This is a genomic window from Terribacillus halophilus (genome assembly GCF_900101385.1).
Lineage (GTDB): Bacteria > Bacillota > Bacilli > Bacillales > Amphibacillaceae > Terribacillus > Terribacillus halophilus.
Genome location: NZ_FMZB01000001.1, coordinates 324,500 through 349,784, shown reverse-complemented (window position 1 = coordinate 349,784; position 25,285 = coordinate 324,500). Strand labels below are relative to the sequence as shown.

Sequence of the window (25,285 nt, the reverse complement as noted above, 5' to 3'; positions counted from 1 at the left end):
CCAAAGAGCAGCCAACGTAACATGTTCTCGAAAAGAAAAGCCGCACAAATGTGCGACTATATAGTATCATCCAACAGCTTGTATCTCCTCATCTTCTCCAGCAGGCGAATCAGGTTGAGGCGATGGTGCAGGTTCCGGATCGGGTTCTATTTCCTTTTCCGGCTCATCAGCAGACGGCTTTGGAGTTGGTTTCGGTTTTGTCGCAGGTTTGTCTGCAGGTTTGTCCTGTCCTTTGGAAGGAGCAGTCTCCGTATTTTCCGATTTCCCCTTATTTGAATCTTTGGAAGAATCCCTATTGCTGCCTGATGATGATCCGCCACTATAGCTGCTGGAACCGCTCGAGTTACCATAGCTGCCGGAGCTTGAGCCGCTATAACTGGAAGAGCTGCCCGATGAGCCGCTCACTGGAGCACTATAGCTTGCGCTAGGTGCTTGATAGGTCGAATCAGAGCCATCGACAACGTCCATATCATCTTCCGTGATGACTGGTTCTTCGGTTGTCAGTACCTCTTCTTCCTCTGCCTCAAGCTCCAGTTCGGCAGCTTCGTCTTCCTCAGCTGTGATCATTTCTTTTTGGAGGGCAAATTCTCCCTCGATATGTTCGACTTTCACTTCTTTCGGCTCTTCTGTCAGTTTCGACTTGGCAGCAAAGGATTGCTCTTTCTGCTCATTCGCCTTCAAGGAACTGCTCGTTACGGACTTGTTCTGTACGTAGAAGAAGGCAGAGACCGCGATTCCAAGGAAAATGATGAATGTTCCAATCAGCATTGTCTCCTTTTTCATGCGAACACCTCCTCTTCATACAGCTCGATCGGCAAGCCATCCGGATCCTGGAAAAATGTGAATGCTCTTTCCGTGAAAGGATCGATCCGGACCGGCTCGGTCTTCACACCCATTGACCGGAGACGATCCACTTCTTTTTCGACATCATCCACGGAGAAAGCAAGGTGCCGCAGACCTGCAGCTTCCGGATAACTCGGCCGTTCCGGAGGATTCGGGAAGGAAAATAACTCAATGACATATGTATCTCCGAGGGCAAGATCCAATTTATAGGAATTTCGCTCTTCCCGGTATACTTCCCGTATGATCCGCAACCCTAATATCTCTGTATAAAATCGTTTGGATTCTGGATAATCCGAACAAATGATTGCAATATGGTGCACAGCTTGCAGCAAAATGCCAGCCTCCTTCCGCCATTTCCATTTCCTTCATTCTACTACAAAAAATTCCCTCATTCAGCATAAATCCGCAAATATCATTGCTTCGTTACAAAATATCAGAGAAATCAAGACCAGCAGCAAGTTCCTTCGCTTGCTTGCGGTTTTTCACACCAAGTTTTTCATAGATTCGGTGGAAATATACTTTGACGGTACCGAGTGATAAATCCAGCTCCTGGGCTATCTCATTATTGCGTTTGCCAAGCTGCAGATGATAGACGAGCTGCAATTCCCGGCTTGTCAGCCTGTTTTGCAGCTTCTGATCATCTGTTTCTTCTGACCAATAAGACAGGATCTGTTCGATATACTTCCGTTGTTTCTTCGCCACAGCATCCATAGACAGCAGTTCTTGCAGCAAATCGCGCATGCTTTCGCCGCCTCTCCAATAGATGCGCAAATATTTATGTTCCGTGCTCAGACGCAAGCCATCCTTCAAGGAAAGGATGGCTTGCTGCTTATCAGTCGCATACAGCAGTGTCGCTTGGATGATATGCAGTTCGATCTCTGCATTTATCCGGTTGCCGAATTTGACAAGCGGCATCAGTTTTTTGATATATTTCTGTGTTGTTTCGACTTCCCCGATTGCTGAATAGGCCCATACAAGCGTGATGTATTCAAACAAGGTTTTTTGTTCAATCGGCGGCTCCTGCATGTGGAAGAGGGACAACCAGTTATGAATCCGCTTCGTATCACCTTGATAAATGGCAATTCGAATCCTGGCTGCTTCTGCCTTTTTGAACCAATCTGCCGAGGCATTGCTCCTTGTCAGCATATCTTTCAAACCATGCAGTGTCGCTTTGGCCGATTGCGCATCACCCTGCTGCTCCAATTCATGACGGGCTTTCAATATGTATGCCGGTACGAGCAGCCCTGGCAATCCGAACAAATCGGCAACTGCCAGCGCCTTTTCCAGATGGCTTTTCGCCTTGGCTGCCATTCCCCATTCGTATGCAAGTTCTGCCAGACTCAGATGGTAATACCCACTGAACACCGATTCATTCGTGACCGTGTGCGCCAGACCTTCATAAACCCGCTGAACGGAACGTAAATCACCGCCTCCTCCAAGCGGGGAATGCAGAATGGTGGCATCATGCCGGTTATAGTCGAAAGAATGAGAAAAGTATCTGCTGGAATTCTTGCTGTACACCAAAGCCTTGCTGGCATAATCCATCGTACTTTTCACATCATCCTCCAAAAGGGAAATGAAACTTTTCAATGTGTACAAATCGGCAAAATGCCGTTTTTCTTCCTCTTCGCTGAACTGCAGCTCCCGGCGAAGCAGCTGTTCCTCTATCATATGGGCATGCCGCTGGGCCAGATCCGGCTGGTAACGTAGACATTCCACCCAACCATAAATGATCCCCAGTTCCATCTGATATATATATTTGCGCGGCAGCCTATTGATCCATTCCTGCAGCTGATCGATACGCCCTTCTTGGAGCAGACATGGAGCTGCCTTGATCAAGAGCTGATTGACACGTGGGTAATCCCCCGCCTTCCAGGCATAGCGGATAGCTGTGAGCAGCATCTGCTCGTTTTCGTGCCAGACGCTCGCCCGATTATAAAGTTCATTGACATCCATGTTCTGCATCTCGAGCATTTCTTTCAAATATGTCCGAAGATGCTTGTTATAAGTAAACCAGCCTGGCTCCTCCTGATGCTCGATCAGCAATCCTTGCTCCCTTAACCTTCTCATCACCACCCGGCCGCGCCTTGTGCCAGCAATATAATCGCATAAGCGGACATGCATCTCATTCAAAATCGAAGTGGAAAGCAAATAGTTCCGCTCGTTTTCATGCAAACTATACACAATCTCCTGTATCAGCTGCCTTGCGACCAGGACATTCGAGAACTGCAGCTCGGAATAATCCTCTTGGAACTGCTCATACATGTGAATAAGCTGAAGCCCGGCAGCCCATCCTTGCGTCTGCTGCATAATATTTTGGATTGCTGTGTCTGTCGGCTCCTTATGTAAATGATTCCTGATATACGACTCGATCTCTTCTTCTGTAAAAATAAGATCACGCTTCGTTATTTGCAGCACTTGATGCTGCCGCAATAACCGTTTAAAAGACAGACCAGGAAAAACATGTCCAGATACGATGATGTGGAATGTGTTCGGCATCTCTTCCAATAATGTTGTCATTTCGTACAATTCATTAGAATTTATCATCAAATGAAAATCATCGATGACCAAGGCCCCCGTCACTTGATGTTCTCGCAAGCAAGCACACCACGTTGCGATGAAATGCGTCGGCGAATACGAAGCGGACTGGATGATATCCAATAAGTGCTTCCGATCCTGTTCCGGCAACCCGGGCATATGCAGAATTATCTTCTTCCAGAATGCGACGCGCTGGATATCTTCTTCTTCCAAACTGACCCATCCCACATCCAAATGCGTCTGGGCTGCCCACTCCTGGAGCATCGTCGTCTTACCATAGCCAGAAGGAGCCGTCACCGTCGTCAGTTTACATGTCTCGATCTTGGTCCAGACACTGCCCTGCTTAATCCGTTTTATCCTCATTTGACCGACAGTCACAGCCGATATTGCCGTTTCATTCAGACTATCCTGTTCCCGCATCACCATCAACCTTTTCCAGCTTTGTTGCTTCAATTATAACAAAACTTGTAGAAATTTGTGGTGAAATCTAGCACTTTTGTAACTCCGTTGACAAATCTTAATAGTATAAAGGGTTCAGTACAGGCAAATAAAAAAGCACCCGCTGCACTGCAGCAAGGTGCCTGATCCTCTATAGTTCCTGACCGTTTGTGTCAATTACACGCTGATACCACGCAAAACTCTTCTTCTTCTTTCTTTCCAGTGTGCCGTTTCCTTCATTGTCCCGATCTACATAAATGAAACCATAACGCTTCTTCAGTTCCGCAGTCGAGGCACTGACTAGGTCAATCGGTCCCCATGTCGTATACCCAATCAAGTCGACACCATCGGCCACGGCTTCCCGCATCTGTTCGATATGGGCACGCAGATAATCGATTCGGTAATCATCCTGGATGCTGCCATCTTCTTCGACTTTGTCGACAGCGCCCAAGCCGTTTTCAACGATGAACAACGGTTTCTGGTAGCGATCATAAAGGATATTCAGCGTTGTACGCAACCCTATCGGATCGATCTGCCAGCCCCATTCGGAAGCCTGCAAATATGGATTCCTTACACCAGTCATCAAGTTCCCTTTTGTTGCTTCTTCCAATTTCTCTTCATCCGTTGTCGCGATGAAGCTCATGTAATAGCTGAAACCGATATAATCGACCGTATGCTTTCGCATCAATTCTTCATCACCATCGGCAATCTCGAATTCGATATCATTTTCAGTGAAGTACCGTTTCATATAAGTTGGATAGTAACCGCGTACTTGCACATCCGAGAATTGCAGTGTTTTACGATCTTGCTGCAGCGCTGCGAAGACATCATCCGGATTCGGCGTCAGCGGATACGTCGTCATGGACGCGATCATACAGCCGATCTGCGCATTTGGATTGATTTCATGAGATGCTTTCACCGCCAGCGCACTGGCAACGAATTGATGATGAGCAGCTTGATACATAATATTCAGCTTGTTTTCGCCTGCTTCAAACTCTAGCCCGCCACCTGTGAATGGGGCATGCAGCACGACATTGATTTCATTGAATGTCATCCAGTATTTCACTTTACCGTTATAGCGCTCCAAAACAGTTCGGGCGAATTTCTCGTAATAACCAATGACTTCACGGCTGCGCCAGCCTCCGTATTTTTTCACCAAGTTGAGCGGCATTTCATAGTGGGAAATCGTCACGACCGGTTCCATGCCGTGTTTTAGCATTTCATCGAATAAGTCGTCATAGAATTTCAAACCTGCTTCATTTGGTTCCGCATCGTCACCATTCGGAAAAATCCGTGTCCATGCGATACTTGTCCGGAAGCATTTGAAACCAAGCTCCCCAAATAATGCGAGATCCTCTTTGTAGCGATGATAAAAATCGATTCCATCATGATAAAGATTGAGTTTAGCAGGATCCTCAGACGGCGGATACATAATGCCGTCCGGTGACACGTCAGCTGTGGACAAACCCTTGCCATCCTCCTGATAAGCTCCTTCCAGCTGGTTCGCCGCAACGGCACCGCCCCATAGGAATCCGTTTGGAAACTCTTTTTTTACTTCTGCCATGTCCCTGTTCCTCCTGTCTTTTCATGTTCCGTCAAATAATGATAAAGTGCTCCGTATAGATTGGCATCGCTTCGATAATGGCAGCAGACGATTGCCGGCGCTGCCGCATGAAACGGATTTACTAGCTTGATCTTGGCTACTGCCTGCTGGATTCGTTCCACTACGATCGGCTGGGCACTGATACCGCCGCCGATGGCAAATACTTCTGGATCAAGGATATACTGCAGATTCAAGATCTGTGCGGCAATATCGAAACAAAAAGCATCAAAAATTGCGTTGGCTGCTTCATCACCAGCATGGATAAAAGCAAACGCCTTTTTCCCATCCGACAAATCGGCAACTTCTTTTTCTTTATTGATTTTTTTGATCATCTCGACTGCAGAACCAGTCGATCCGAAATAGGTAGCTTTCTTTGATTGTGTATCGACCGCTGGCATGATATAACTCATTTCACCAGCCAGCAGATTCTGTCCATGCCGCAGCTTGCCATCCATGATGATACCGCCGCCAACTCCACTGCCAAGTACGAGGACAATGGCATCACGCTTGTCTTTCAGACTGCCAAGCCACAGCTCCGCAAGCGCTGCGCAGCGAGCATCGTTTTCAACCGCAATCGTTACATCATAGCGTGCTTTCAGTTTTTCTTTCAAATTCACGCCATGCTGGAACGGAAAAGATCCACCATTATAGATGACGCCAGTTTCTATGTCGACAGCACCAGGCGTGCTGACAGCAATTCCTCGTACTTCCTCGCTGAACATGTCGTCTATGCTGGCAAACAATATGTCATCGAAAGCAGCAATATTTTTGCGGGAAGCCGGTCGGCTATCCTTCTTGATGATTTTGCCGCCCCTGTCCATCAATGCGGTCTTGACCAAAGTTCCACCGATATCGACTACCAGATACATAGCCTGCACCCCCTCCAGTTGTCCTATTACAAAACACCTGCATACTTATGGTATAATGACAACGATTACATTTCTGGTATTGATTTCGTTTTTTTGGTAGTTACTTTTCATTTTTTTGTAATGGAGGTTCCTTATGCCGAACGAATGTTCCACCGTCATCCGTCTGCTCCGTCAGACATTCCCCATCCCTGTCTCTTATCAGACAGAAACTGCGCTCTCAAACGATCCATATTTAATAGAAGGAGCGGCAGGCTATTCCTTTCTGATTCCATATGACGATGACGATACCGGCAAATCCGGTGTTTTGCAGCTAGGCCCCGCTCCTGTCACGGAGATAACGAAGGATAATCTGATCGATATCGGCTCTGTTGCCTATTACATGCTGTACCAGCGGGAGCTGGATGCAACTTCAATGGACATGCCTTCCTTCGAGCAGCCCCTGATCCAAGCAGCCGAAAACAGACAGAATATCCTATTTCATCATCATCCTTTCTTAGAAGAAAAACTTTTCGACTGTATCCGCGCCGGCAAGCCCGATCTTGTCAAAGAACAGCTGCAAAGCTTTCCGGATGAATTAAGTGGGACACTGGCGAAAAAAGACGCATTACGCAGCCGGAAAAATCTGGCCATAACAGCCGTTACATTAGCCACCCGTGCCGCCATTGATGCCGGACTTGCACCAGAACTTGCCTTTACGATGAGTGATGTGTATATCCAGCAAATCGAAGAAAAGACGCAAACTGCAGCACTTGTTCGTCTTCAAACAGAAGCATTGTGCACCTTCGCTGAAAAAGTAAGCGATATCAAAGCGGGCACGTATTCCCGCAAAATCGCCCATTGCATGCATTATATTTATCAGCAGCTATACGAAGACATGACACTAAAACAGCTGGCGGATATGCTGAAAATGAATCCGTCTTACCTTTCCACCCGTTTCAAACAGGAAGTCGGCATGCCGATCCGAACCTATATCCAACAGCTGCGCATCGAGGAAGCCAAGCTCTTGCTGCGGCTGACGGATCAATCACTATTGCATATCGGTACGTTGCTTCACTTCCATGATCAAAGCTACTTCACAAAAGTGTTCAAAAAACATACCGGACTCACGCCTCGCCAATTCCGGGAGAAAACATAAAAAAACCGACAGCAGATGCTGTCGGTCTCAGACAAATTATTTAGCTGGCTGATTTGATTTCTTCGCACGGATGACAGAAGGCCTTCCGATAGAATGATAATCGATATTCGCTGTTTCTACATAGCTGAGTGGGTAGCAGTTACGGCCATCGATGACGATTGGCTGTTTCATTTGTTTCTCAAAGACAGTCAATGGCAGGTCTTTGAACTCATCCCACTCGGTCACGATGATTGCGACGTCTGCATCTTGTAGTGCTTCTTCTGTGTTCGCAGCATAATGCACAGTCTCCGGAAGCAGACGCTTCGCATTTTCGATGGCGATTGGATCGTATGCGGAGATGTTCGCACCAAGTTCCGTCAATTTCTGTGCAAGGACGATGCTGGCGGATTCGCGCATATCATCGGTGTTCGGCTTGAACGCAAGGCCAAGCATGGCAACCTTCTTGCCTGCCAGTCCGCCGCGAACGACCATCTGCGCGATATCAACCGGAATTTGCTGCTGCTTGTTATTCACATTGATGACGGATTCCAGCAAGTCGAATGTATGATTCACGTCGCCGGCAATCTGAACGAGCGCTTTTGTATCTTTCGGGAAACAAGAGCCGCCATAGCCGATACCGGCATTCAGGAATTTGTCGCCGATCCGTTTGTCCATTCCCATTCCCTTGGCAACATCCTCAATATTGGCACCAAGCTTGCCGCAAATCGTACCAATTTCGTTGATGAAGCTGATTTTCGCTGCCAGGAAAGCATTGGAAGCATATTTGATCATTTCGGCACTCTCGATATCCGTGCGGAATACCGGCACGCCAAACGGCTTATTGATTGCTTCGATTAAATCTGCCGCAGCTTCGGTTTCCGCTCCGATCACGATACGGTCACCATGATATGTATCGTAAACAGCCGAGCCTTCCCGCAGGAATTCGGGATTGGAAACAACCTCGATCTGCACATCCCGATCAAGCGCATCAGTAATCCAATGCTTCACGAGCTTGTTCGTACCGACCGGCACCGTACTCTTTGTCACGACAACGGCTCCTCGGTCAGACACATTGGCAGCGATATCCTTCGCCACTTGCTGCACAAAATCCAAATTGGCAGAACCGTCCGCTCTTTCCGGTGTACCCACTGCAATATAGATGGCATCTGCATCTTTGAATGCCATGCTGTGTTCGGTAGTGAAATGAAGTCTGTCTGCATACATGTTTTTATGAATCAAATCTTCTAATCCTGGCTCATAAATGGGGGATATTCCTTGGTTTAGTTTATCTATTTTATTCGGATCGACATCCAAACAATATACTTGATGTCCAATATCAGAAAGCGCCACTCCTGTAACCAGTCCAACATAACCTGTTCCGATTACTGCGATTTTCTTCTTCATTGAAGTCACATCCTATTTGAATAATAAAGTATGCTTGTAAGGAGCATTCTAGCACCGAATTAACAATAAAAACGCATATTTACATAAGCTTTAGACTTTCTTCGTAAACTATAAATTTCCTTTACATAAAACGAAGTACCCCTCCCTATAGGAAAGATACTCCGGAAATTTCACTTATTTCGGCATTCCAAAATGAACGGCTGTTCCTTTAGCTTCTTTTTCACTTCACGTCCCCAATTCTTGACGGCGTCTTCTGTCGTATTTTCGATATGAGCAATCTCTTTGATCGTCAATTCGTGTTTTATTCTCCAGTACACCCATTTATATTGCTTATCTGTCAGGATATGCTTGATTTTATCCCAAAATTCCTGTTTCTCCATCAGATCTTCTTCTTCCTGGATAACAGCAAGGGTGTGGGCTTCATTGATGATGAGGTCAACTTTTTCTTGTTCGCGGATGATTTTTCTGAGGTGGTCGATCAAGCGGAAGCGGATCATTCTGCTGACATAGGCATTAAAATCGCCCTTGGTTTCATCATACCCATTGCAGGCGAGGAACAATGCCATAATGCCTTCCTGGAGAAACTCGTCATGCGGATCCCGAATCCGCATTCGATGGATATGGTAATGAATCATGTTCTTATACTGATCAAGAATCAACTGAAAATCGGTACTTCGAATGTCTTTCAATCTTATCCACTCCTTTTGATTTTTAGGCAGAACAGCTTACGAACATCGACCCTCCTTGTCAAATTTTAGGACTTTTTATTCACCCCATGCCATTCTGTCTTATAATCGTAAGTTTTGCAAGAAAAGGGTGTATTTACCATAATCGACATCTTGAAGTCAAAAGTCCCCTTTTTTACAGAAGCTTAACTGCAAAATCTGTCGCAAAAATAGGAAACACAAAGAAAACACGCATTTTCCATTAAGAAATACGTGTTTTCGAAGATGCATTAATATTTTGTAAAATAAAAAGATGGACTACCCTTCCCCGCTTCTGAATAGGCTGTACAAGCCAGTCAAAAGGAGGCCAAGCATGGGAAATATCCTGCACTATATTTTATTGGGAGTCAGTTTATCCGCTCCAGTCGGACCAGTGAATGCTGCCCAAATGGAAAAAGGAATCCGGGGTGGATTCCTGCAAAGTTTATCGGTCGGGTTCGGCGCCATGCTGGCGGATATCCTATATATGCTGCTTGTGTATCTTGGGTTTTATCATGTCATCATGATTCCTCTCGTCCAGTCTTTCCTTTACTTTTTCGGCAGCTTCGTCTTCCTTTATCTTGGTATGGAAAGCGTTCTGAAGACGAAGACGTTGACACGTGCCAGCATGACGACAGTCGCACCGCTGCAAGGTCTTCGCTACGGATTTTTTCTTGCGCTCGTCAATCCGATCAGCATCATGTTCTGGGTCGGTGTCTATGGCTCGGTACTTGCCAAAATCGTCGAGCAAGGCGAGGCTGATCATCTTCTCCTTTACACAACAAGCATCTTTGTCGGTGTCTTTTTATGGGATAACATCATTGCGCTTTTATCGAGCAGCCTGCGCCGTTTCCTGAATGACCGGCTATTGCGTCTCATTACACTTGTTTCCGGATTATCACTGCTCGGATTTGGTATTTATTTTGGTTATCTAGGTGTGCAGCGTATTTTCTGATTTCTTGCGCTTCACCCAGATACCAATCAGCAAGATGAGCACGGCAAAACCGCCACTTACATAAAGACCAGGACGCACTTCCGCTTCGACGGCGGTTCCGCTGATTCCCGCGAGCAGCAAGATACCTCCGATAATCGTGACAAGTTTATTACCCATCTTGAACTTTTCATTTTTCCAGGCAGAAGCCAAAATGAACAGCCAATTATACAATAGCAGCAGACCTGCGGCTGTCGTAATGTACTCATATATTTTCCCGGGCAATAAAAGTGCCGTAATGATACTGGCAAGGAGTCCGATAGCTGCCAGCAGCAAACTCGCCAACGGCAGATCCTTGAATTTCAGCTTCTTGGCAAAGAGCTGCGGCGCATCTTTATCCTTCGCCAACGTAACGAGCAAGTTGGTTACCGCGAACAGCGCTGCACATAAAGTGGAAAAGCCAGCGATGATGACGGCAGCATTGAACACATGCGGAAAGAAATCAAGCGGTGTCTGCTTCAGTGCTGTAACAAATGGGCTTTCATTCATTTTGAAATCGTGTGTTTTTACTAAGCTGATTGCCAACAGCAAGGAAACGACATAAAAAATGGCAAGTCCGATCAGCATGATTGTCCCCGCCTTGGCAGCGTCTTCTTTTTTCTTCAGCTGCATCGACATCAACCCGATGACCTCAATGCCCCCAAAAGCATAAAAGGCATAAATAAGGGAAGCCCATAAGCCTTTCCAGCCATCGTGAAGGAATGATTCCTCGAAGGGCTTGTAAGTCGATTCGGTCGAAATGACATTAAATATGACAAGCGCAGCCAACACAATGAACATCGTTATCGCAGCTGTCTTGACGACCGCAAATACATTCTCCATTTTATTGAACCCTTTCGCCCCCGTCAGGACCACGATAATCGCAAGCACTGCATAGATGGCTGCAAACACCCACAACGGCACCTTTTCGAACCAAAACTGGCTCAACAGGGAAATCGCCGTCAACTGACTACCCATGATCAATATATTGGAACACCAATATGTCCATCCGCAGCTTAAAGAAGCCCAACCGCCGAATGCTTTGCCTGCGTAATAGCAAAACGACCCTTCCTGCGGATCACTCGCTGTCATCTTCGCCAGTGATAGGAAAACAATCAGCGTGCCAATGGCAGCAGCAACGAAAGAAATGATGATGGATCCTCCGGTGAGATGGATGCCAATTACCGAACCAAGGAAATATCCCGTTCCGATTGTACAGCCGATACCAATTAGCGACAGCTGCCACCATTTCATATTACCCGTATTGGATGTCTTGCCCTGCCCTTTATTACCTGGATGCTTTTTCAACCCGTTCCCTCCTCGTCATGTTAGTATGAGGAGGAACGTTGGAATTATGTAAGGCAAGCATGGTATGATGATACTATTGACTACGCAAAAGGAGCTTCATCATGCCATCCAAAGGAAAAAAGACTTTCTTCTATACCATGCTCGTGCTGCTTGCAGTGATGATGGTTGGTACGATTTATATTGTATTTAATGGATACAGAGATATGCTTGGATTTTAAGAGCTGTTCCCTTGAAGGAACTGCTCTTTTTTTGGATCATTTTTCCCTTTATCTAGCAATATTTAAGCTGATCGTCGTACTTTTGTAAAGCTTTTGTAAATCCTTTCATTTTCACCTTTACACAACCTTAACAATTAGACATAATAGTCGTGTTTGCGACAGATAATAAACCTTAGGGGTGAAAAGCTTGGATATAAATATACAGGAATTGATCTTTTCCTTTATCGGGGGATTAGGTATTTTCCTATTTGGTATCAAGACGATGGGGGATGGCCTCCAAAAGTCGGCCGGAGATAAATTACGTGATATCCTGGATAAATTCACGACAAATCCATTGATGGGTGTCCTTGCCGGAATAATTGTCACTGTCCTGATCCAGAGCAGCTCTGGTACAACAGTCATCACCGTCAGCTTGGTAAGCGCCGGATTCATGACACTGCGCCAAGCAATCGGTGTCATCATGGGTGCCAATATCGGCACGACGGTCACTGCCTTTATCATTGGATTGGATGTTGGTGCCTATTCCCTGCCGATTCTAGCTGTTGGGGCATTGATGCTATTCTTCTTTAAAAACAAAAAAATCAATAACGTAGGTCAAATCTTCTTTGGCTTCGGTGCATTGTTCTATGGACTTGAGCTGATGAGCGGAGCGATGAAGCCGCTCCGCAGCCTGGATGCTTTCCATGATCTTACGGTGCAACTAAGCGATAGCCCAATTCTGGCTGCCGTAGCTGGTACGCTATTTACGGTCGTTGTTCAAAGCTCCAGTGCAACCATAGGGATTTTGCAAGGTCTATATACCGAAGGGCTTGTCGATCTGCAGGCAGCTCTGCCAATCCTATTCGGGGATAATATCGGAACGACAATCACAGCTGTACTTGCCTCCATCGGCGCATCCATTGCGGCGAGACGAGCTGCCGCAACCCATGTATTATTTAACCTGATAGGTACAGTAATCTTTTTGATATTGCTTCTCCCATATACCGCACTAGTCAGCTGGATGCAGGCAACATGGGATTTGAACCCAAGTATGACGATTGCATTCGCACATGGAACATTTAATATTACGAACACATTGATTCAGCTTCCATTCGTGGCTCTACTTGCCTGGATCGTAACCAAATTGATTCCGGGGCAGGATAAAATAGCAGATTTCAACGTCAAAACACTGGATCCGGTTATCATTCAGCAATCTCCTTCCGTGGCATTGGGGAATGCCAAACAAGAAGTTGTCCGCATGGGAGAAGTAGCTGTCCAAGGCTTGGAAGAAACTAGCCAATACTTGCAGACAAAGCAAAAGAAACATGCCGATACTGCTTACCAGCTCGAAGAAGCAATCAATAACTTCGACCGTAAAATCATGGAATATCTTGTCCAGATTTCAGCTGAATCACTTTCCGCTCAGGAATCGGAAGAACACAGCGCGTTGATCGATGCTGTCAGTGATATCGAACGAATCGGAGACCATTTCGAAAACATCATCGAGCTCATCGAGTATCAGCAAACGAACAAAGTCAAAATCTCCAGCTCTGCCATGGAAGATCTGACAAACATGTTCCTGCTTACAACTGATACAGTCAGGGACGCCATGCTTGCTTTGCAAAACAATGACAAAGACCAAGCAAAAGTCGTCGTCGATCAGGAAACCAAAATCGACATGCTTGAGCGCAAACTCCGCAAGCAGCATATCCAACGCTTGACGGAAGGCTCCTGCAGCGGTCAGTCCGGTATCGTCTTTATCGACATCATCAGCAACCTGGAGCGTATCGGGGATCATGCCGTGAACATCGCGGAAGCTGTACTTGGGGAATCAAAGCATATGCATGTATTAAATTAACTAATAAGAGCTCCTGGCTGTTTTGCCAGGAGCTCTGTTCATTCTCAAAAGTATATACAACCTTAGTATTCAAAGGTACTTTTTTATATTCCAATCCACTACCAAGAGCAGTTTTTACATCTTATCTTCCCACAACTCATTACAATCCAATAAATATACCCAACTGCAGAGTAAAACTAAGTTATATCGATTTTCTCTTCTAGTTAATTGTTGTATCCACGCCGCCTTAAGAATGTATGTGGTTAATTTATTCTTCGTGGTCCTGTTCAAATTTTATGCTAAACGAGGACTTCTTATATATTTCTTTCATAACTACTGAATACCACTGAAACTTAGATCATACCACGAAAGAAACCTCTTCTTTTTTTAACTCCTTAAAAGAAGAGGTCTATATTACTGATTCAAGAAAGTTTGTGCTTCTTGGGCATTTTGTTCCAACCCGCCTACGTTGAATTCCAATACTGCCCCAACATCATATCGGGCATCATGATAAGTCTCATCCATCGGAATTCGCATCGTTTCTATATCCTCGGTCTTACCTCGCAGGACATCTGTACCCATTGATAATAGTAACCCGGTCCGGACATTTGTGCTGACATATCCATTCGCAATTCCAATCATTTTCGGCAGCTTTGCAACAGTCATCACACTGCCCACTTCTTCTTTCAGCTTACCAAGGACTTCCTGCTGACGTTGAACACGGCCATAGTCACCATTTGCGTCGTGGCGGAATCGACTATAAGCCAACAACTCTTTGCCGTGAAGTTTTTGCGTACCCTCCGTCAGCTGCACTCCTAAGGCTTTTTGATCCGTTGTCATTTCAGGGATTACGGTAACTTCAATACCATCGGGTGCCACTGCATCGACGAGCTTCTCGAAGCCTTTAAAATCAATCTCAGCATAGTAGTTGATATTGATACCGAAGTTTTCGGTGATTGTTTTCCGCATCAGTTCCGGTCCGCCGATTGAATAGGCAGCATTGATTTTATTATAGCCATATCCCGGAATATTCACATACGTGTCACGCATGATCGATACCAGCTTTGGCTGATTCGTATCCGAGCTGTAGTTGGCAATCATGATTGTGTCTGCTCGCCCGCTATCTTCCCCCCGGGAATCACTGCCGAGGACGAGCACATTCACATTATCAACATTCTCATCCGAGCCATTGAATTCCACATCATCACTAAGATTGTTATCTGCATTCGCAGCAAGCGAAGCAGAAATATATTCATACGCAGCATAACCTCCAATTGCTAAGAAAGCGATCAGGAATACCATTATAAACACTCTGAATTTGCGAACTTTCTTTTTCTTACGCGTTTGACGTTGTAAAGTCACGTTGATCCGCCTTTCTAAAAAATACCTACTAAAGATAATAGCATGAAATGCCCAGATGGAATATAGTTTTTATATTTTTTGCAAGGAATATCCAGTATAAATAATCCATTTCCTTAAACGGGCTGTTACTATTCGTTCCAGCTCAAAACAGAACACCCATCTAGTTAATATATCTCAATAAATATCTGTATAGTTTTTGTCTATTTTTGGCATTCTTATTAATATATTCTTATACTTTTAGTAGAGTATAGCAATCGCTGTGCGGAAACCGTTCCCTGTTTCTGCACATATGATATATGTAGCTAGACGTTTACCAGTATCAAATCCATTAAATCTCGTTCCTCAAGTAATTCGTTGGATACTAAAGTCTCCTGTCCAGGAAGAACCTGTAACTGAATCCCTTCTTCTTGCAGCGCCTCAACTAGCATAGATGTTCTGACGGGGAATTATAAGTGATCTTATCCCCAATCGTATCTATCCCCTCAAATACAGCCTCCTCCGTGATCTTCAAACTTTCCCCCAACGTACTCGGACCATCATCCAGACCATGCAAGATATGGAAGTGAACATCTAAGCAAAAGGAATCCCCCATTCCAGTACTGTCCTTACTGAAATGATAGCATGAGACATAGAGGAAAATGTCTCATGCTTGTCTCATATTCAGATAAACAAAAAGGATGCCTCCATTTGAGACATCCTAATTTATTTTTATTCACCTAGCATATCGTGAACTTTATCTCTTTCCTCTTGACCAATTTCATAGTAATAAACACCATCAATTGTAGTGCCCGTCCCTTGCATTTGGTAATTCTCAGTATTCTTTCTTACGTTGCGGTAGTTTTGGAATAAATCTGTCATAGTACTGAAATCAATGTTTGTCTGTACGTTATTACCTAGAACATCTAGCAAGTCATCAATCTTATTCACTGATTTGATACTAGCGCCTTTATCTATAACTGCTTGAATCACTTGGCGCTGACGTGCATTACGACCAAAGTCACCGTTAGGATCTTCTTTTCTCATACGAACATAAGCCATGGCTTTTTTACCATCCATAGAAGTTTCGCCTTGTGTGAAGCTATACCCATTTTGTGTGAATTCGAGTTGACTATTAACTGTAATACCACCTACAGCATCCACTAAATCGGAAAGCCCCTCCATATTCATCTCTACAAAGTAATCAAGATCGATATCTAAGAAGTTCTCAACAGTATTGATTGACATATCCACCCCGCCCCGGGCGTAAGCATGGTTAATCTTCTCCGTTGTTCCATTTCCCACAATTTCTGCACGTGTATCTCGAGGAATACTGACAATCTTCATAGAATCATTATCGGGATCCAAAGACATTACCATTAAAGCATCCGAACGCCCAGCGTCGCCTTCACGTTCATCTACACCCAAAAGAAGAACGTTTAACTTTTCGTTGTTCTCCACTTTTTTCTGTACTTCTTTCTGATCAATAGCATTTGTTGACTTTTGAATATTACTTACTGTACTTCGAGCATTATTAATTGTAAGGAAAGCAAAAACACCGACCACTAAGATTAAAATTACTATAAGAGACAATAGAACTCTTAACCAAATACGCTTTTTTTTATTTTTACCTTTTCTAGATGGCAATGATTACACCTCGTATCCCCTAACCATAGTGGCTAATTTATTTTCTCTGCTTTTTTAATATAGTAGGAAACATACCAATCTGCAAATTTTTGTAAGCCCTCTTTTAGTGATGTTTCTGGTTTAAAACCTATTGCTTTATGAAGCTTGTCAGTAGAAGCATATGTTGCAGGTACATCACCTTTTTTGAAAGGCTCAAACTCTTTAATAAATTCAATTTTTTCCCCTAAAGAATTGGATAAACATTCTTCAAGGGTTTGAATAAATTCCATTAATCTAACAGGCTGGTTATTACCTATATTATATACATTGTAAAGTTTCTCTTTGTCATAGTGATGAAGTAATCCAACGATGCCCTTCACTATATCGTCGATATAGGTAAAATCTCTGTACAAATCATTCTCAAAATCTCCATTATTGAAAATCTTGATTGGTTCTTTTGCAAAGAACTTATCAGTAAAACCAAAGTAAGCCATATCTGGTCTACCCATCGGTCCATAAACAGTAAAGAAGCGTAAACCTGTTGTTGGAATATTATATAGATGACTGTAAGTATGAGCCATCAATTCATTGGATTTCTTCGTAGCTGCATAAAGTGATACAGGATTATCTACCACATCTGATTCTTCAAACGGAACTTTTTCATTTGCTCCATAAACTGAACTAGAGGAAGCATAAATTAAATGCTCAACTGGATAATGTCGGCAAGCTTCCAAAATATTGTGGAAGCCAATCATATTACTTTGTAGATAAGCGTCTGGATTTTCTATTGAGTAACGAACACCAGCTTGAGCTGCTAAGTTCACCACTATATTTGGGCGATGAGTATCAAATAAAATCATAATACCCTCTTTATCGGAAAGATCAACTTTGTATAAAGAAAAGTTATTATAATTTGATAGATTGTTTAAACGAGTGTATTTTAGGTTAATATCATAATAATCATTAAGATTATCTACACCGACAACATTACACCCTTGATCTAACAGTTTTTTTGAAAGATAATAGCCTACAAAACCTGCCGCACCTGTTATGAGATATACTTTCTTATCCATTTTAAATATCTACCTTTCTCTAAACATATTTATATCACCTTACAATTTGACGTTAAAACGACTTCTAGTTTTATCAATAATTCTTAAGATAGAATATCCTAAAATTAGAACTATCCAAAATTCTATTCTGTAAAATATACTCTCAGTTAAGCCAATAATTAGGTACAAGAAAATAGTAACCGAGATTAAACTTGCTTCAAAACTTAATCTATATTCGTCCAATCTCCTCCCAATAAGTAACAATATATATATAAAAACAAGCACTCCAAGTACTCCTGATTCTAAGGAAATTTCCAACAAACCATTATGTGCTTGATCTACTCCTAAAGAACTTACCTTTGTTAAAATAATGTTATTATCTCTACCATAACCGATTAGCCAAGAATTTTTAACTGCATCTATTGTTACATCCCATATAAAGGTTCGATCACTAAAAGTAAGACTTTTATGAAGTACATTTACTATAAAGTTTTTAAAAAGAATTTCTTGAAGTCTAAAAATAACAATCGTTAAGAATGTACTAATATATATTAAAAAAAGCACGATAAAAGTCGGTTTTATTTTTTTATGTAACAATATATATAGTATTAGCAAAAATACTATTACTGTACCAGTTCCACTGCCTGCAAGATATGTTGACAGCAATCCCAGAGCTATAATAATTTTGGGGATTATATTCTTTTTTCCATTAAATAAGAAATACAGATATGATACACATACACTTAGTGTAACTGTTATAATTACTTGGTTTTTTCCTCCTAAAAGATATATCTCCTGTCCCGTGACAGGATTTATGTTAGGGAACATTACTGTCAACAAATTTGAGATTACTATAAAACCACATAAATAATATAATCCTTTTAATGCCTCTTTAATTTCCTCAAGACAATATAAGAGATAAATACAAACACTTATTAAGATTGTTGCATGAAAAGTAATACTTACTGACAAAGTACCATTTAAATATGATGATATTATGACTAGTAATAACAAAATACTTACCACAATCGAAAATTTATGTACTTGTAACTTTGTTAATGTAATGAGTATTGCAACAATAATTACTAAAGATGACCAAATAATATTTATTAGCTCAAATTCAAGTGTTTGCAAGTAATATATGCTGAAATGAGGAAACAAAATAAGAAACATAATCCACTTATTTCGAAGAAAAATCAAACTATCACCTACATTAATATATTTGAAGAATCACTTTCTTTTTTCAGCTATTCCATATGCTATTCTGGAATTAAAAATTGAAATAAGTATAAAAAAGAATTGTTTTTTATTTAGACTAGTATATAATCTATTCTTAAATAAATATATGGCTAATTCCTTTATTTTATCGGCACTTAAAGCATAAATTAAAAGGGTATTAATAATACTTTCTAACATACGTGGTGCATATCCTTTCAATTCCAAAGAATATCTACTCAATATTCTTATATTGCTATCGTAGGTATTTACAGCCTGCTGATAAGGAATTGCAGAAATACTAACTCTAGTTAATTGTTGCTCAGCATCAGAATTAATTTTAGCTACAATTTCATCTTTGTAAAATAGATCTGTACCATCAAATAATTTTAAGTGAAATTCTTTTTCTGGCACTCTCTCCTCATTCCACTTGAATTGTTGAAAGATGTCATTATGAATTACTTGTAGATAGTCTGTCCCTCTTAAATCATTAATCCATCTTAAATAATTCACAAAATTAACAACCTCCGAAAAAGGTGCATGAGCCGGTATTTTCTTTTCATCCTTAAGATAAGGGAAACCTAACTTTTTGATATTTGGGTTATGCCTCTCTACCTGATCTATAGTAGTCAAAATTGTGTGTAACTTTCCGGTTAGTAATTCATCGTCACTATCCAAAAAGAGTAGCCACTCTCCTTCCGAGGATTTAACCCCAAAGTTTCTAGCATGTCCCACTCCTTTATTTTTATCAATTTCCAAAATCTTGTAATTAACCCTTTTATTCAAAAAAAAGGATTTTACTACATCAACAGATTTATCTATCGAGCAGTCGTCTACTATCACTATCTCGACTGAATCTAAATTTTGATTAAGACAGCTTTCTAAACATCTTTCAATTTCTCTCTCCCTATTATAGACAGGAATAATAATAGACATTTTATATTTTTTAAGCAACGTCATTTTTCCTCCATGTGTTTTTTATATAATATATGAGATATAATGCTGTACTTACTAACCATGATATAAGATTTGCGTAGCTTAAGCCTACAGCACCGTTATTTGCATTCAAGTAAGTAAAGGATATCAATACTATTGCCCATACAAAGTTTATAAATAATTGAATCCACATGTTCCCGTCCACAAAGACTCGTTGGTAAAAGGTAGTTGCTAATATTTGAAACAAACAAGAGAGTTGGTAAACGTGAATTACTGCTCCGATATCTCTATAATCATTTCCAAGTATATTTATGTAAGTTGGCGTCAATATGAATATTATCGTCATCACTATAACAGAACTAATGATTATTGTTATTAGATTAAATATAAACATCTTCTTTTCATTTTTTCTATCAACAGAACTTAACATCGGAGAAAATACTTGATTAATTACTTTAGGTAAGAAAAGAGTTATTGTGCCTAAGGTTGCTGCCGCAGAAAAATAGCCCAGCTCTTGGAAACCAATATTTTCCTTGACTACAATGACGTTCGAAATCCATATTGCGAAGCTACCAATCATTGAAGATATTGCTGCTGGCAAAGCAAACTTAACAAATACAGGGAAATGTGCCTTCCACGCTCTTCTGTTAATCTCTAACTCTGATACTAAAAGATATTTCCTCAACGAAAAAGATGTTAAGAGCCATCGAATAAAAGCTAATAAGCTCAAAGAGAGAAGAGCACCTTCAAGATCAAAATAAGTTAAAAGTAGAGGTGTTGCAATTATTGTTAATATACCTACTACTAAGTTAATCTTGCCAATAACGTTAAATTTCTCTAAACCTATTAATGTACCATTTTGAAAACCATTCAGTATAAAGAAAAATATGTGCAATACAGCAAAAAGAAGTAAGTAAGAAAAGTTTCCCATGTTTAGAGCATATCTATCAATAATTTCTGATGAAAGTAATATTACTATTGTTATAGTGAATGCTGAAACAATTGCTACATTTGCACACAAACCTAGTACACCACTAGCTATGTTCTTATCTGTATTCTTATACTTAGAAACATATTTTGTAGCAGTTATACCTAAACCCATTCCAGCTACCCCACTTACAGTCACTAATGTATTATAAATTAAGCTGTACTTCCCATACTCATCTGAACCTAACCACCTAGCAACTATTATCGTCGATATAAAGGTCGATCCCTGTGCCAAAACGGCCGCCAATAAGTTCCAAGAAATATTATTAAATAACTTTTGAGTTAAACTACTCTTCAAAGAAATCCCTCACATGTTTTATATAGCTAAAATAAAAAACCTCTTTAACGTCTATATCTGCCAGAATAAAATTCTTGTAAATAATTTGATACTTCCTTTATTCCATAACCCTTCTGGTCAATTTGCTTAATAAAACTTTGTCTATTTTTATGAGAATTAATAATCTCTTTCGCCCAGATATATGGACCTTTTTCTAATTCTATGAAATTCACATTTTTAGTTACGTTTACTTCTTCAGGAACTCTATGCTTTGATGCATAAGATACTAACCCTGAGGCTTGAGCTTCCAACAATACAATTCCTAGTCCTTCATTCAGCGAAGGAAATACAAAAACATCCATTGCTTGATAAAAATCTTTCACGTTATTAGTTGGACTTAAGAACAATACCTTATCCTCGATATTCAGTTCTGCTGCCTCTTTTTGTATTTCTTTTTTTTCCTTCCCCTCACCTATTAGTATTAAGACGCTAGAAGGTTTTTGCTTAGTTATTTCACTAAAAATTTTAATTAAGAAACTATGGTTTTTAACTTTATTAAATCTTCCAATATGACCTATAACAAATTTTCCATTTAATCCAAATTTCCTTCTGACATATTCTCTCACCTTTTTATCATAAGCGAACGCTGCTGTATCAATTCCATTTTTAATTATATCAATTTGTTCTTCCACTTCGCCAAATGTCCATTTAGCACTTAATTTAGAACAAGCAAACCGATTTGTTACAACTCTTTTTATGTATTTTCTATTTAACTTATGAAGATATTTATTTAGTTTATTTCCTCCTTGAGTTGTACTATGACCATGAACTATTCTTACAGGTACACCAAATCTTTTTGAAACAATTAAAGGTGTTATATACGTAAGTGAGCTTACATGCTGATGTACTATTAAGTATTCCTTGTGCTCGTGGAAGAATTTTTTTAAGGCTTGGTAATTAGTAAAAATACCTTTATTTCTCGGAGGAACTCTATAAATTTTTCCACCCAATTCTGTGATTTCCTTATCATATGCACATTCTCGCTCTGTATGTACTAAGAAATCAAACTGTATAGCATTCCGATCTATATTTCGATAAACATTCATAATAAATGTTTCTATGCCGCCTCTATCCATCGACGATACTACATGTAATATCCTAATCATTTATCTCATCTTTCTTTTTCCTAATAGAACTATAATTTTTAAAATCTTTAAAAAAGTCGTTCCTTCTTTTTCCTAATACATCAAATTGATATTTCTTTGATTCTAGAAAATTTCTTTTAGATTGTTCTTTTAGTACTTTTTTATCGTTTAATTTTAGAAGAATGTCTAAAATCTCATCAAAATTATAAGAAGTGTTCCTAAATATAAATTCTTTATCTAACAACTCCGGAATTCCAGCAGTATTAGCTCCAAAGGCTGGAAGTGCCATACTCATTGCCTCAACCAACGCCCTTGGAAGACCCTCTTGACGACTTGGCTGTATGTATATATCAACATCTTGCAACCATTCGAATACTTTATTATGCTTCAGTGGTCCAATAAACTTCACTTGATTTCTTACATTATATTTCTCTGCTATTGTTTTCAAATAAGAATTATCTCCAGCTCCAACCAATTGATATTCATAATTTGTTATACCTTTTTCTTTTAATTTACTTAAGGCTTTTATTATATATTGTTGTCCTTTGGACTTTACATTGAGAGCTGCGGTAGTTCCCAATACTATTTTCCCATCACTAGTTTCTATTCTTTTTAGTCTCTCTTTTTGTGTTTCTTGATGAATTAAGTTTAAATTAACATTTGAACAATTGGTAGAAATCCCCTCTGTGGGATAACGTCTCTGTAAAAACTCACTTGTAACATATAATACATAAGGGGCCTTTTTTACATTTTTTTTCATCCTACTATACGAAAAAGGGGCAATTACTTTTCCTAAATTACTATGATTCCAAAGCGAGTCCCATGGACATGCAACAACTTCTAAGAGATATGGTACATCTTGTTTTATTGCCTCTTTTACAGCCAAGTTCCCAATGGAACTTGGAAGTCTAGCTATTAAAGAATCAGCACTTAGAACCTCTTTACGTATAACTTCTTTCGCACTAATTATTTGATTAAGGTTTTTCCAATTTTTAAAATTTGGAACTTCAACAAACCTTACCCCTGGAGTTGAAGCAAGAGTAAGATTATCTTGATAGACATCTATTTCTTTTTGTCTACTGAGTATGACTACTTCTTTAAAAACGTTTGTATACCTTTGTAAAACATCACTAGACAAACCACCGGTACTATAATATCTTTCTTCATGTTTATAAAATATATGGTCGTGTGCAAAAACCAATCTCATTCAACTATTCCTCTCCTTTAATACCTTAGCAGGAACACCTCCAACTATGGCATTACTACGAACCTCTTTCTTCACAACCGCACCGGCGGCAATAATGCTTCCAGTTTTCACAGTACACCCAGCCAAAATTCTTGCGCCTGCGCCGATCCAAACATTATCTTCAATGGACGTTTTTTTGTAAATATAACCTTGGTCTTTTATATTTATATTCAAATTTGTATACTTATGTTCCTCCGATAGAATTGTTGTATTGTGAGCAATTGAAACATTACTTCCAATAAATATACTTCCGGATGCATCAATATATGATAATGGATGAATGCTAACATTATCCCCTATAGTTAATTCACCCACATTTAGCAAATAAACATTTGAGAAAATCGCAACATTTTCACCACATTTTTTTGCGCAATTCTTCAAGCAAATATATCTTATAAACACTGCTAAATAATTATCGTGGCCACGGATAACTTTAAGGACTCGTAGGTAAAAGCTTTTCGGTAAAATTCTTGAGAATGCTAGAATCATATCAATAATTCTTTTGTACTTAACAAAAATTTCTCTTTTCCTTTTCATTAGTTAACACCCAACACTTGAGCTATTTCATGAGAATAAGAATTAACTACAATATCTCGATTGAACTCTTTCTCTACCTTAATTCTACCCTGAATTCCCATTTGTTTCTTTTTTTGATAATTAAGGCTAATAAAATTCTCTATTTTATTTATTAAATCATTATGGTCTTGTTCCTTTACAATAAAGCCATTGAGGTTATCATCAACTATTTCCTTACAGCCTGTTCTATTAGTTGTAATGATTGGTCTTCCAGATGCAGCACTTTCTAACAGTACATTGGACATTCCCTCAGGATAAAAGGTAGGGTGTACTGTACAGTGGGTTCTTTCTAGATATGGTAAAATATCATTCTGTTGTCCATGATATTGCACAATTCTATCTTTATGGAGTTCTCTCAATTCAGACTCATAATCTTCTTCACAAAATCCAACAATGTGAAATTCTGTTTGCGGATATTTATTTTTAATATGTTTAGCAGCACTAATAAACTCTTCGATTCCTTTTTGTTTCATAATTCTAGATATATAAAGGAATTCAAGTTTATCATCTTTTGGATAAGGAAGGATGGGGAATTTTTCTAAATTAACCCCTGATCCCGGAATGACTATCGACTTTTTGTGTTTAATATCTTTATTTATGAAAAAATTTTTATTATCATGATTTTGAAAGAAAATACAATCTGCCTTTTTATAAGATAATCTGTACATGAAGACTAGTAATTTCTGAAGCATAGTCTCTTTTTCAACAGCTGAACCTAAACCAGTAACATTTGGAAAGAACGGAATACTTAACAATCTACTTACTAAACCTCCATAAATATTGGGTTTAATTGTATAGGTTAGAACAGCTAAAGGGTTAATCTTTTTTAAAATCTTATAGTATCCCCTAAGCAGTTTTATATCCCTAAATGGATTCATTCCCCTTCTATCTAAGGGAAGATTTATATATTCACATCCCATATCTTTTAAAAGTTCGACTTTCTCACCATACGGGAGTACAAGCGTTATTTTATAACCGTCAGAAATTAGACGCTCAATTATCTCCTTTCTGAAGTTATAAGTATATGAATGATGGTTTGATAAAATCACTATATCTTTCATT

Annotated in this window: 22 protein-coding genes; 3 read left to right on the top strand and 19 right to left on the bottom strand. The window is 40.3% G+C overall.

Going from position 1 to position 25,285, the window contains the following annotated elements; translation table 11 throughout:
• Positions 1-66: 66 nt before the first annotated feature.
• The 5 genes from BLQ53_RS01620 to BLQ53_RS01600 all read right to left on the bottom strand — a co-directional run bounded on the left by BLQ53_RS01620 (position 67) and on the right by BLQ53_RS01600 (position 6,291).
• The gene (locus tag BLQ53_RS01620) at positions 67-783 is read right to left on the bottom strand and encodes a hypothetical protein (RefSeq protein ID WP_093725346.1); all 717 of its coding nucleotides are present in this window, start codon (positions 781-783) and stop codon (positions 67-69) included.
• Positions 780-1,175: an SMU1112c/YaeR family gloxylase I-like metalloprotein gene (gloA2, locus tag BLQ53_RS01615; RefSeq protein WP_093725344.1), complete on the bottom strand. Its 396-nt coding sequence runs from the start codon at positions 1,173-1,175 to the stop codon at positions 780-782. The genes BLQ53_RS01620 and gloA2 overlap by 4 nt, the downstream gene beginning before the upstream one ends.
• A gap of 91 nt (positions 1,176-1,266) precedes the next feature.
• The gene (locus BLQ53_RS01610; RefSeq protein ID WP_170829548.1) at positions 1,267-3,801 is read right to left on the bottom strand and encodes a winged helix-turn-helix domain-containing protein; all 2,535 of its coding nucleotides are present in this window, start codon (positions 3,799-3,801) and stop codon (positions 1,267-1,269) included.
• A 169-nt stretch (positions 3,802-3,970) separates the two neighbouring features.
• A complete protein-coding gene (gene bglH / locus BLQ53_RS01605; protein WP_093725340.1) occupies positions 3,971-5,383 on the bottom strand; it encodes an aryl-phospho-beta-d-glucosidase in 1,413 nt (470 codons plus the stop codon).
• Positions 5,371-6,291, bottom strand: a complete 921-nt coding sequence (locus BLQ53_RS01600; protein WP_093725338.1) for an ROK family protein — start codon at positions 6,289-6,291, stop codon at positions 5,371-5,373. The genes bglH and BLQ53_RS01600 overlap by 13 nt, the downstream gene beginning before the upstream one ends.
• A gap of 133 nt (positions 6,292-6,424) precedes the next feature.
• On the opposite strand from BLQ53_RS01600, the gene BLQ53_RS01595 reads away from it, so the two are divergent.
• A complete protein-coding gene (locus tag BLQ53_RS01595; protein WP_093725336.1) occupies positions 6,425-7,426 on the top strand; it encodes a helix-turn-helix domain-containing protein in 1,002 nt (333 codons plus the stop codon).
• Between the two features lie 36 nt (positions 7,427-7,462).
• Here the strand turns inward: BLQ53_RS01595 and BLQ53_RS01590 are convergent, their stop codons facing one another.
• Together BLQ53_RS01590 and BLQ53_RS01585 are read right to left on the bottom strand one after the other, a co-directional pair.
• Complete coding sequence (locus BLQ53_RS01590) at positions 7,463-8,809, bottom strand: UDP-glucose dehydrogenase family protein (protein WP_093725334.1); 1,347 nt, start codon at positions 8,807-8,809, stop codon at positions 7,463-7,465.
• A 170-nt stretch (positions 8,810-8,979) separates the two neighbouring features.
• Positions 8,980-9,498, bottom strand: a complete 519-nt coding sequence (locus tag BLQ53_RS01585) for an RNA polymerase sigma factor (protein WP_093725332.1) — start codon at positions 9,496-9,498, stop codon at positions 8,980-8,982.
• A 349-nt stretch (positions 9,499-9,847) separates the two neighbouring features.
• Here BLQ53_RS01585 and BLQ53_RS01580 point away from each other — a divergent pair, with 349 nt between their 5' ends.
• The gene (locus tag BLQ53_RS01580; RefSeq protein ID WP_093725329.1) at positions 9,848-10,468 is read left to right on the top strand and encodes a LysE family translocator; all 621 of its coding nucleotides are present in this window, start codon (positions 9,848-9,850) and stop codon (positions 10,466-10,468) included.
• On the opposite strand, the gene BLQ53_RS01575 is transcribed toward BLQ53_RS01580, so the two are convergent.
• Positions 10,445-11,737: an amino acid permease gene (locus tag BLQ53_RS01575; RefSeq protein ID WP_093725838.1), complete on the bottom strand. Its 1,293-nt coding sequence runs from the start codon at positions 11,735-11,737 to the stop codon at positions 10,445-10,447. The genes BLQ53_RS01580 and BLQ53_RS01575 overlap by 24 nt on opposite strands.
• Before the next feature lie 459 nt (positions 11,738-12,196).
• Here BLQ53_RS01575 and BLQ53_RS01570 point away from each other — a divergent pair, with 459 nt between their 5' ends.
• Positions 12,197-13,846: a Na/Pi cotransporter family protein gene (locus tag BLQ53_RS01570; RefSeq protein WP_093725327.1), complete on the top strand. Its 1,650-nt coding sequence runs from the start codon at positions 12,197-12,199 to the stop codon at positions 13,844-13,846.
• A gap of 393 nt (positions 13,847-14,239) precedes the next feature.
• Here BLQ53_RS01570 and BLQ53_RS01565 read toward each other — a convergent pair whose 3' ends face one another.
• The 11 genes from BLQ53_RS01565 to BLQ53_RS01520 all read right to left on the bottom strand — a co-directional run bounded on the left by BLQ53_RS01565 (position 14,240) and on the right by BLQ53_RS01520 (position 25,284).
• Entirely contained in the window at positions 14,240-15,187 is a 948-nt protein-coding gene (locus BLQ53_RS01565; RefSeq protein ID WP_244499203.1) for an LCP family protein, read from the bottom strand.
• Between the two features lie 421 nt (positions 15,188-15,608).
• Entirely contained in the window at positions 15,609-15,779 is a 171-nt protein-coding gene (locus BLQ53_RS19390) for a CpsB/CapC family capsule biosynthesis tyrosine phosphatase (protein ID WP_425288271.1), read from the bottom strand.
• 116 nt (positions 15,780-15,895) lie between these two features.
• Positions 15,896-16,810 carry an LCP family glycopolymer transferase gene (locus tag BLQ53_RS01560; RefSeq protein ID WP_093725323.1) on the bottom strand — a complete coding sequence of 305 codons (915 nt, stop codon included), beginning with the start codon at positions 16,808-16,810 and terminating at the stop codon, positions 15,896-15,898.
• 32 nt (positions 16,811-16,842) lie between these two features.
• Positions 16,843-17,862, bottom strand: a complete 1,020-nt coding sequence (locus tag BLQ53_RS01555) for a GDP-mannose 4,6-dehydratase (protein WP_093725321.1) — start codon at positions 17,860-17,862, stop codon at positions 16,843-16,845.
• A 39-nt stretch (positions 17,863-17,901) separates the two neighbouring features.
• On the bottom strand, positions 17,902-18,975 hold the full coding sequence (locus tag BLQ53_RS01550; RefSeq protein WP_170829547.1) for an O-antigen ligase family protein: 1,074 nt from the start codon (positions 18,973-18,975) through the stop codon (positions 17,902-17,904).
• A gap of 96 nt (positions 18,976-19,071) precedes the next feature.
• A complete protein-coding gene (locus BLQ53_RS01545; protein WP_170829546.1) occupies positions 19,072-20,010 on the bottom strand; it encodes a glycosyltransferase family 2 protein in 939 nt (312 codons plus the stop codon).
• On the bottom strand, positions 20,003-21,277 hold the full coding sequence (locus BLQ53_RS01540; protein WP_170829545.1) for an oligosaccharide flippase family protein: 1,275 nt from the start codon (positions 21,275-21,277) through the stop codon (positions 20,003-20,005). Before BLQ53_RS01540 ends, BLQ53_RS01545 begins: the two co-directional genes overlap by 8 nt.
• A gap of 44 nt (positions 21,278-21,321) precedes the next feature.
• Positions 21,322-22,392, bottom strand: coding sequence for a glycosyltransferase family 1 protein (locus tag BLQ53_RS01535; RefSeq protein WP_170829544.1), 1,071 nt, complete (start codon positions 22,390-22,392; stop codon positions 21,322-21,324).
• A gap of 22 nt (positions 22,393-22,414) precedes the next feature.
• Positions 22,415-23,608 (bottom strand): glycosyltransferase, encoded by a 1,194-nt coding sequence (locus BLQ53_RS01530; protein WP_093725311.1) that lies wholly within the window; start codon positions 23,606-23,608, stop codon positions 22,415-22,417.
• Complete coding sequence (locus BLQ53_RS01525) at positions 23,609-24,184, bottom strand: acyltransferase (protein ID WP_093725309.1); 576 nt, start codon at positions 24,182-24,184, stop codon at positions 23,609-23,611.
• Positions 24,184-25,284, bottom strand: coding sequence for a glycosyltransferase family 4 protein (locus tag BLQ53_RS01520; RefSeq protein WP_093725307.1), 1,101 nt, complete (start codon positions 25,282-25,284; stop codon positions 24,184-24,186). The genes BLQ53_RS01525 and BLQ53_RS01520 overlap by 1 nt, the downstream gene beginning before the upstream one ends.
• Position 25,285 lies beyond the last annotated feature (1 nt).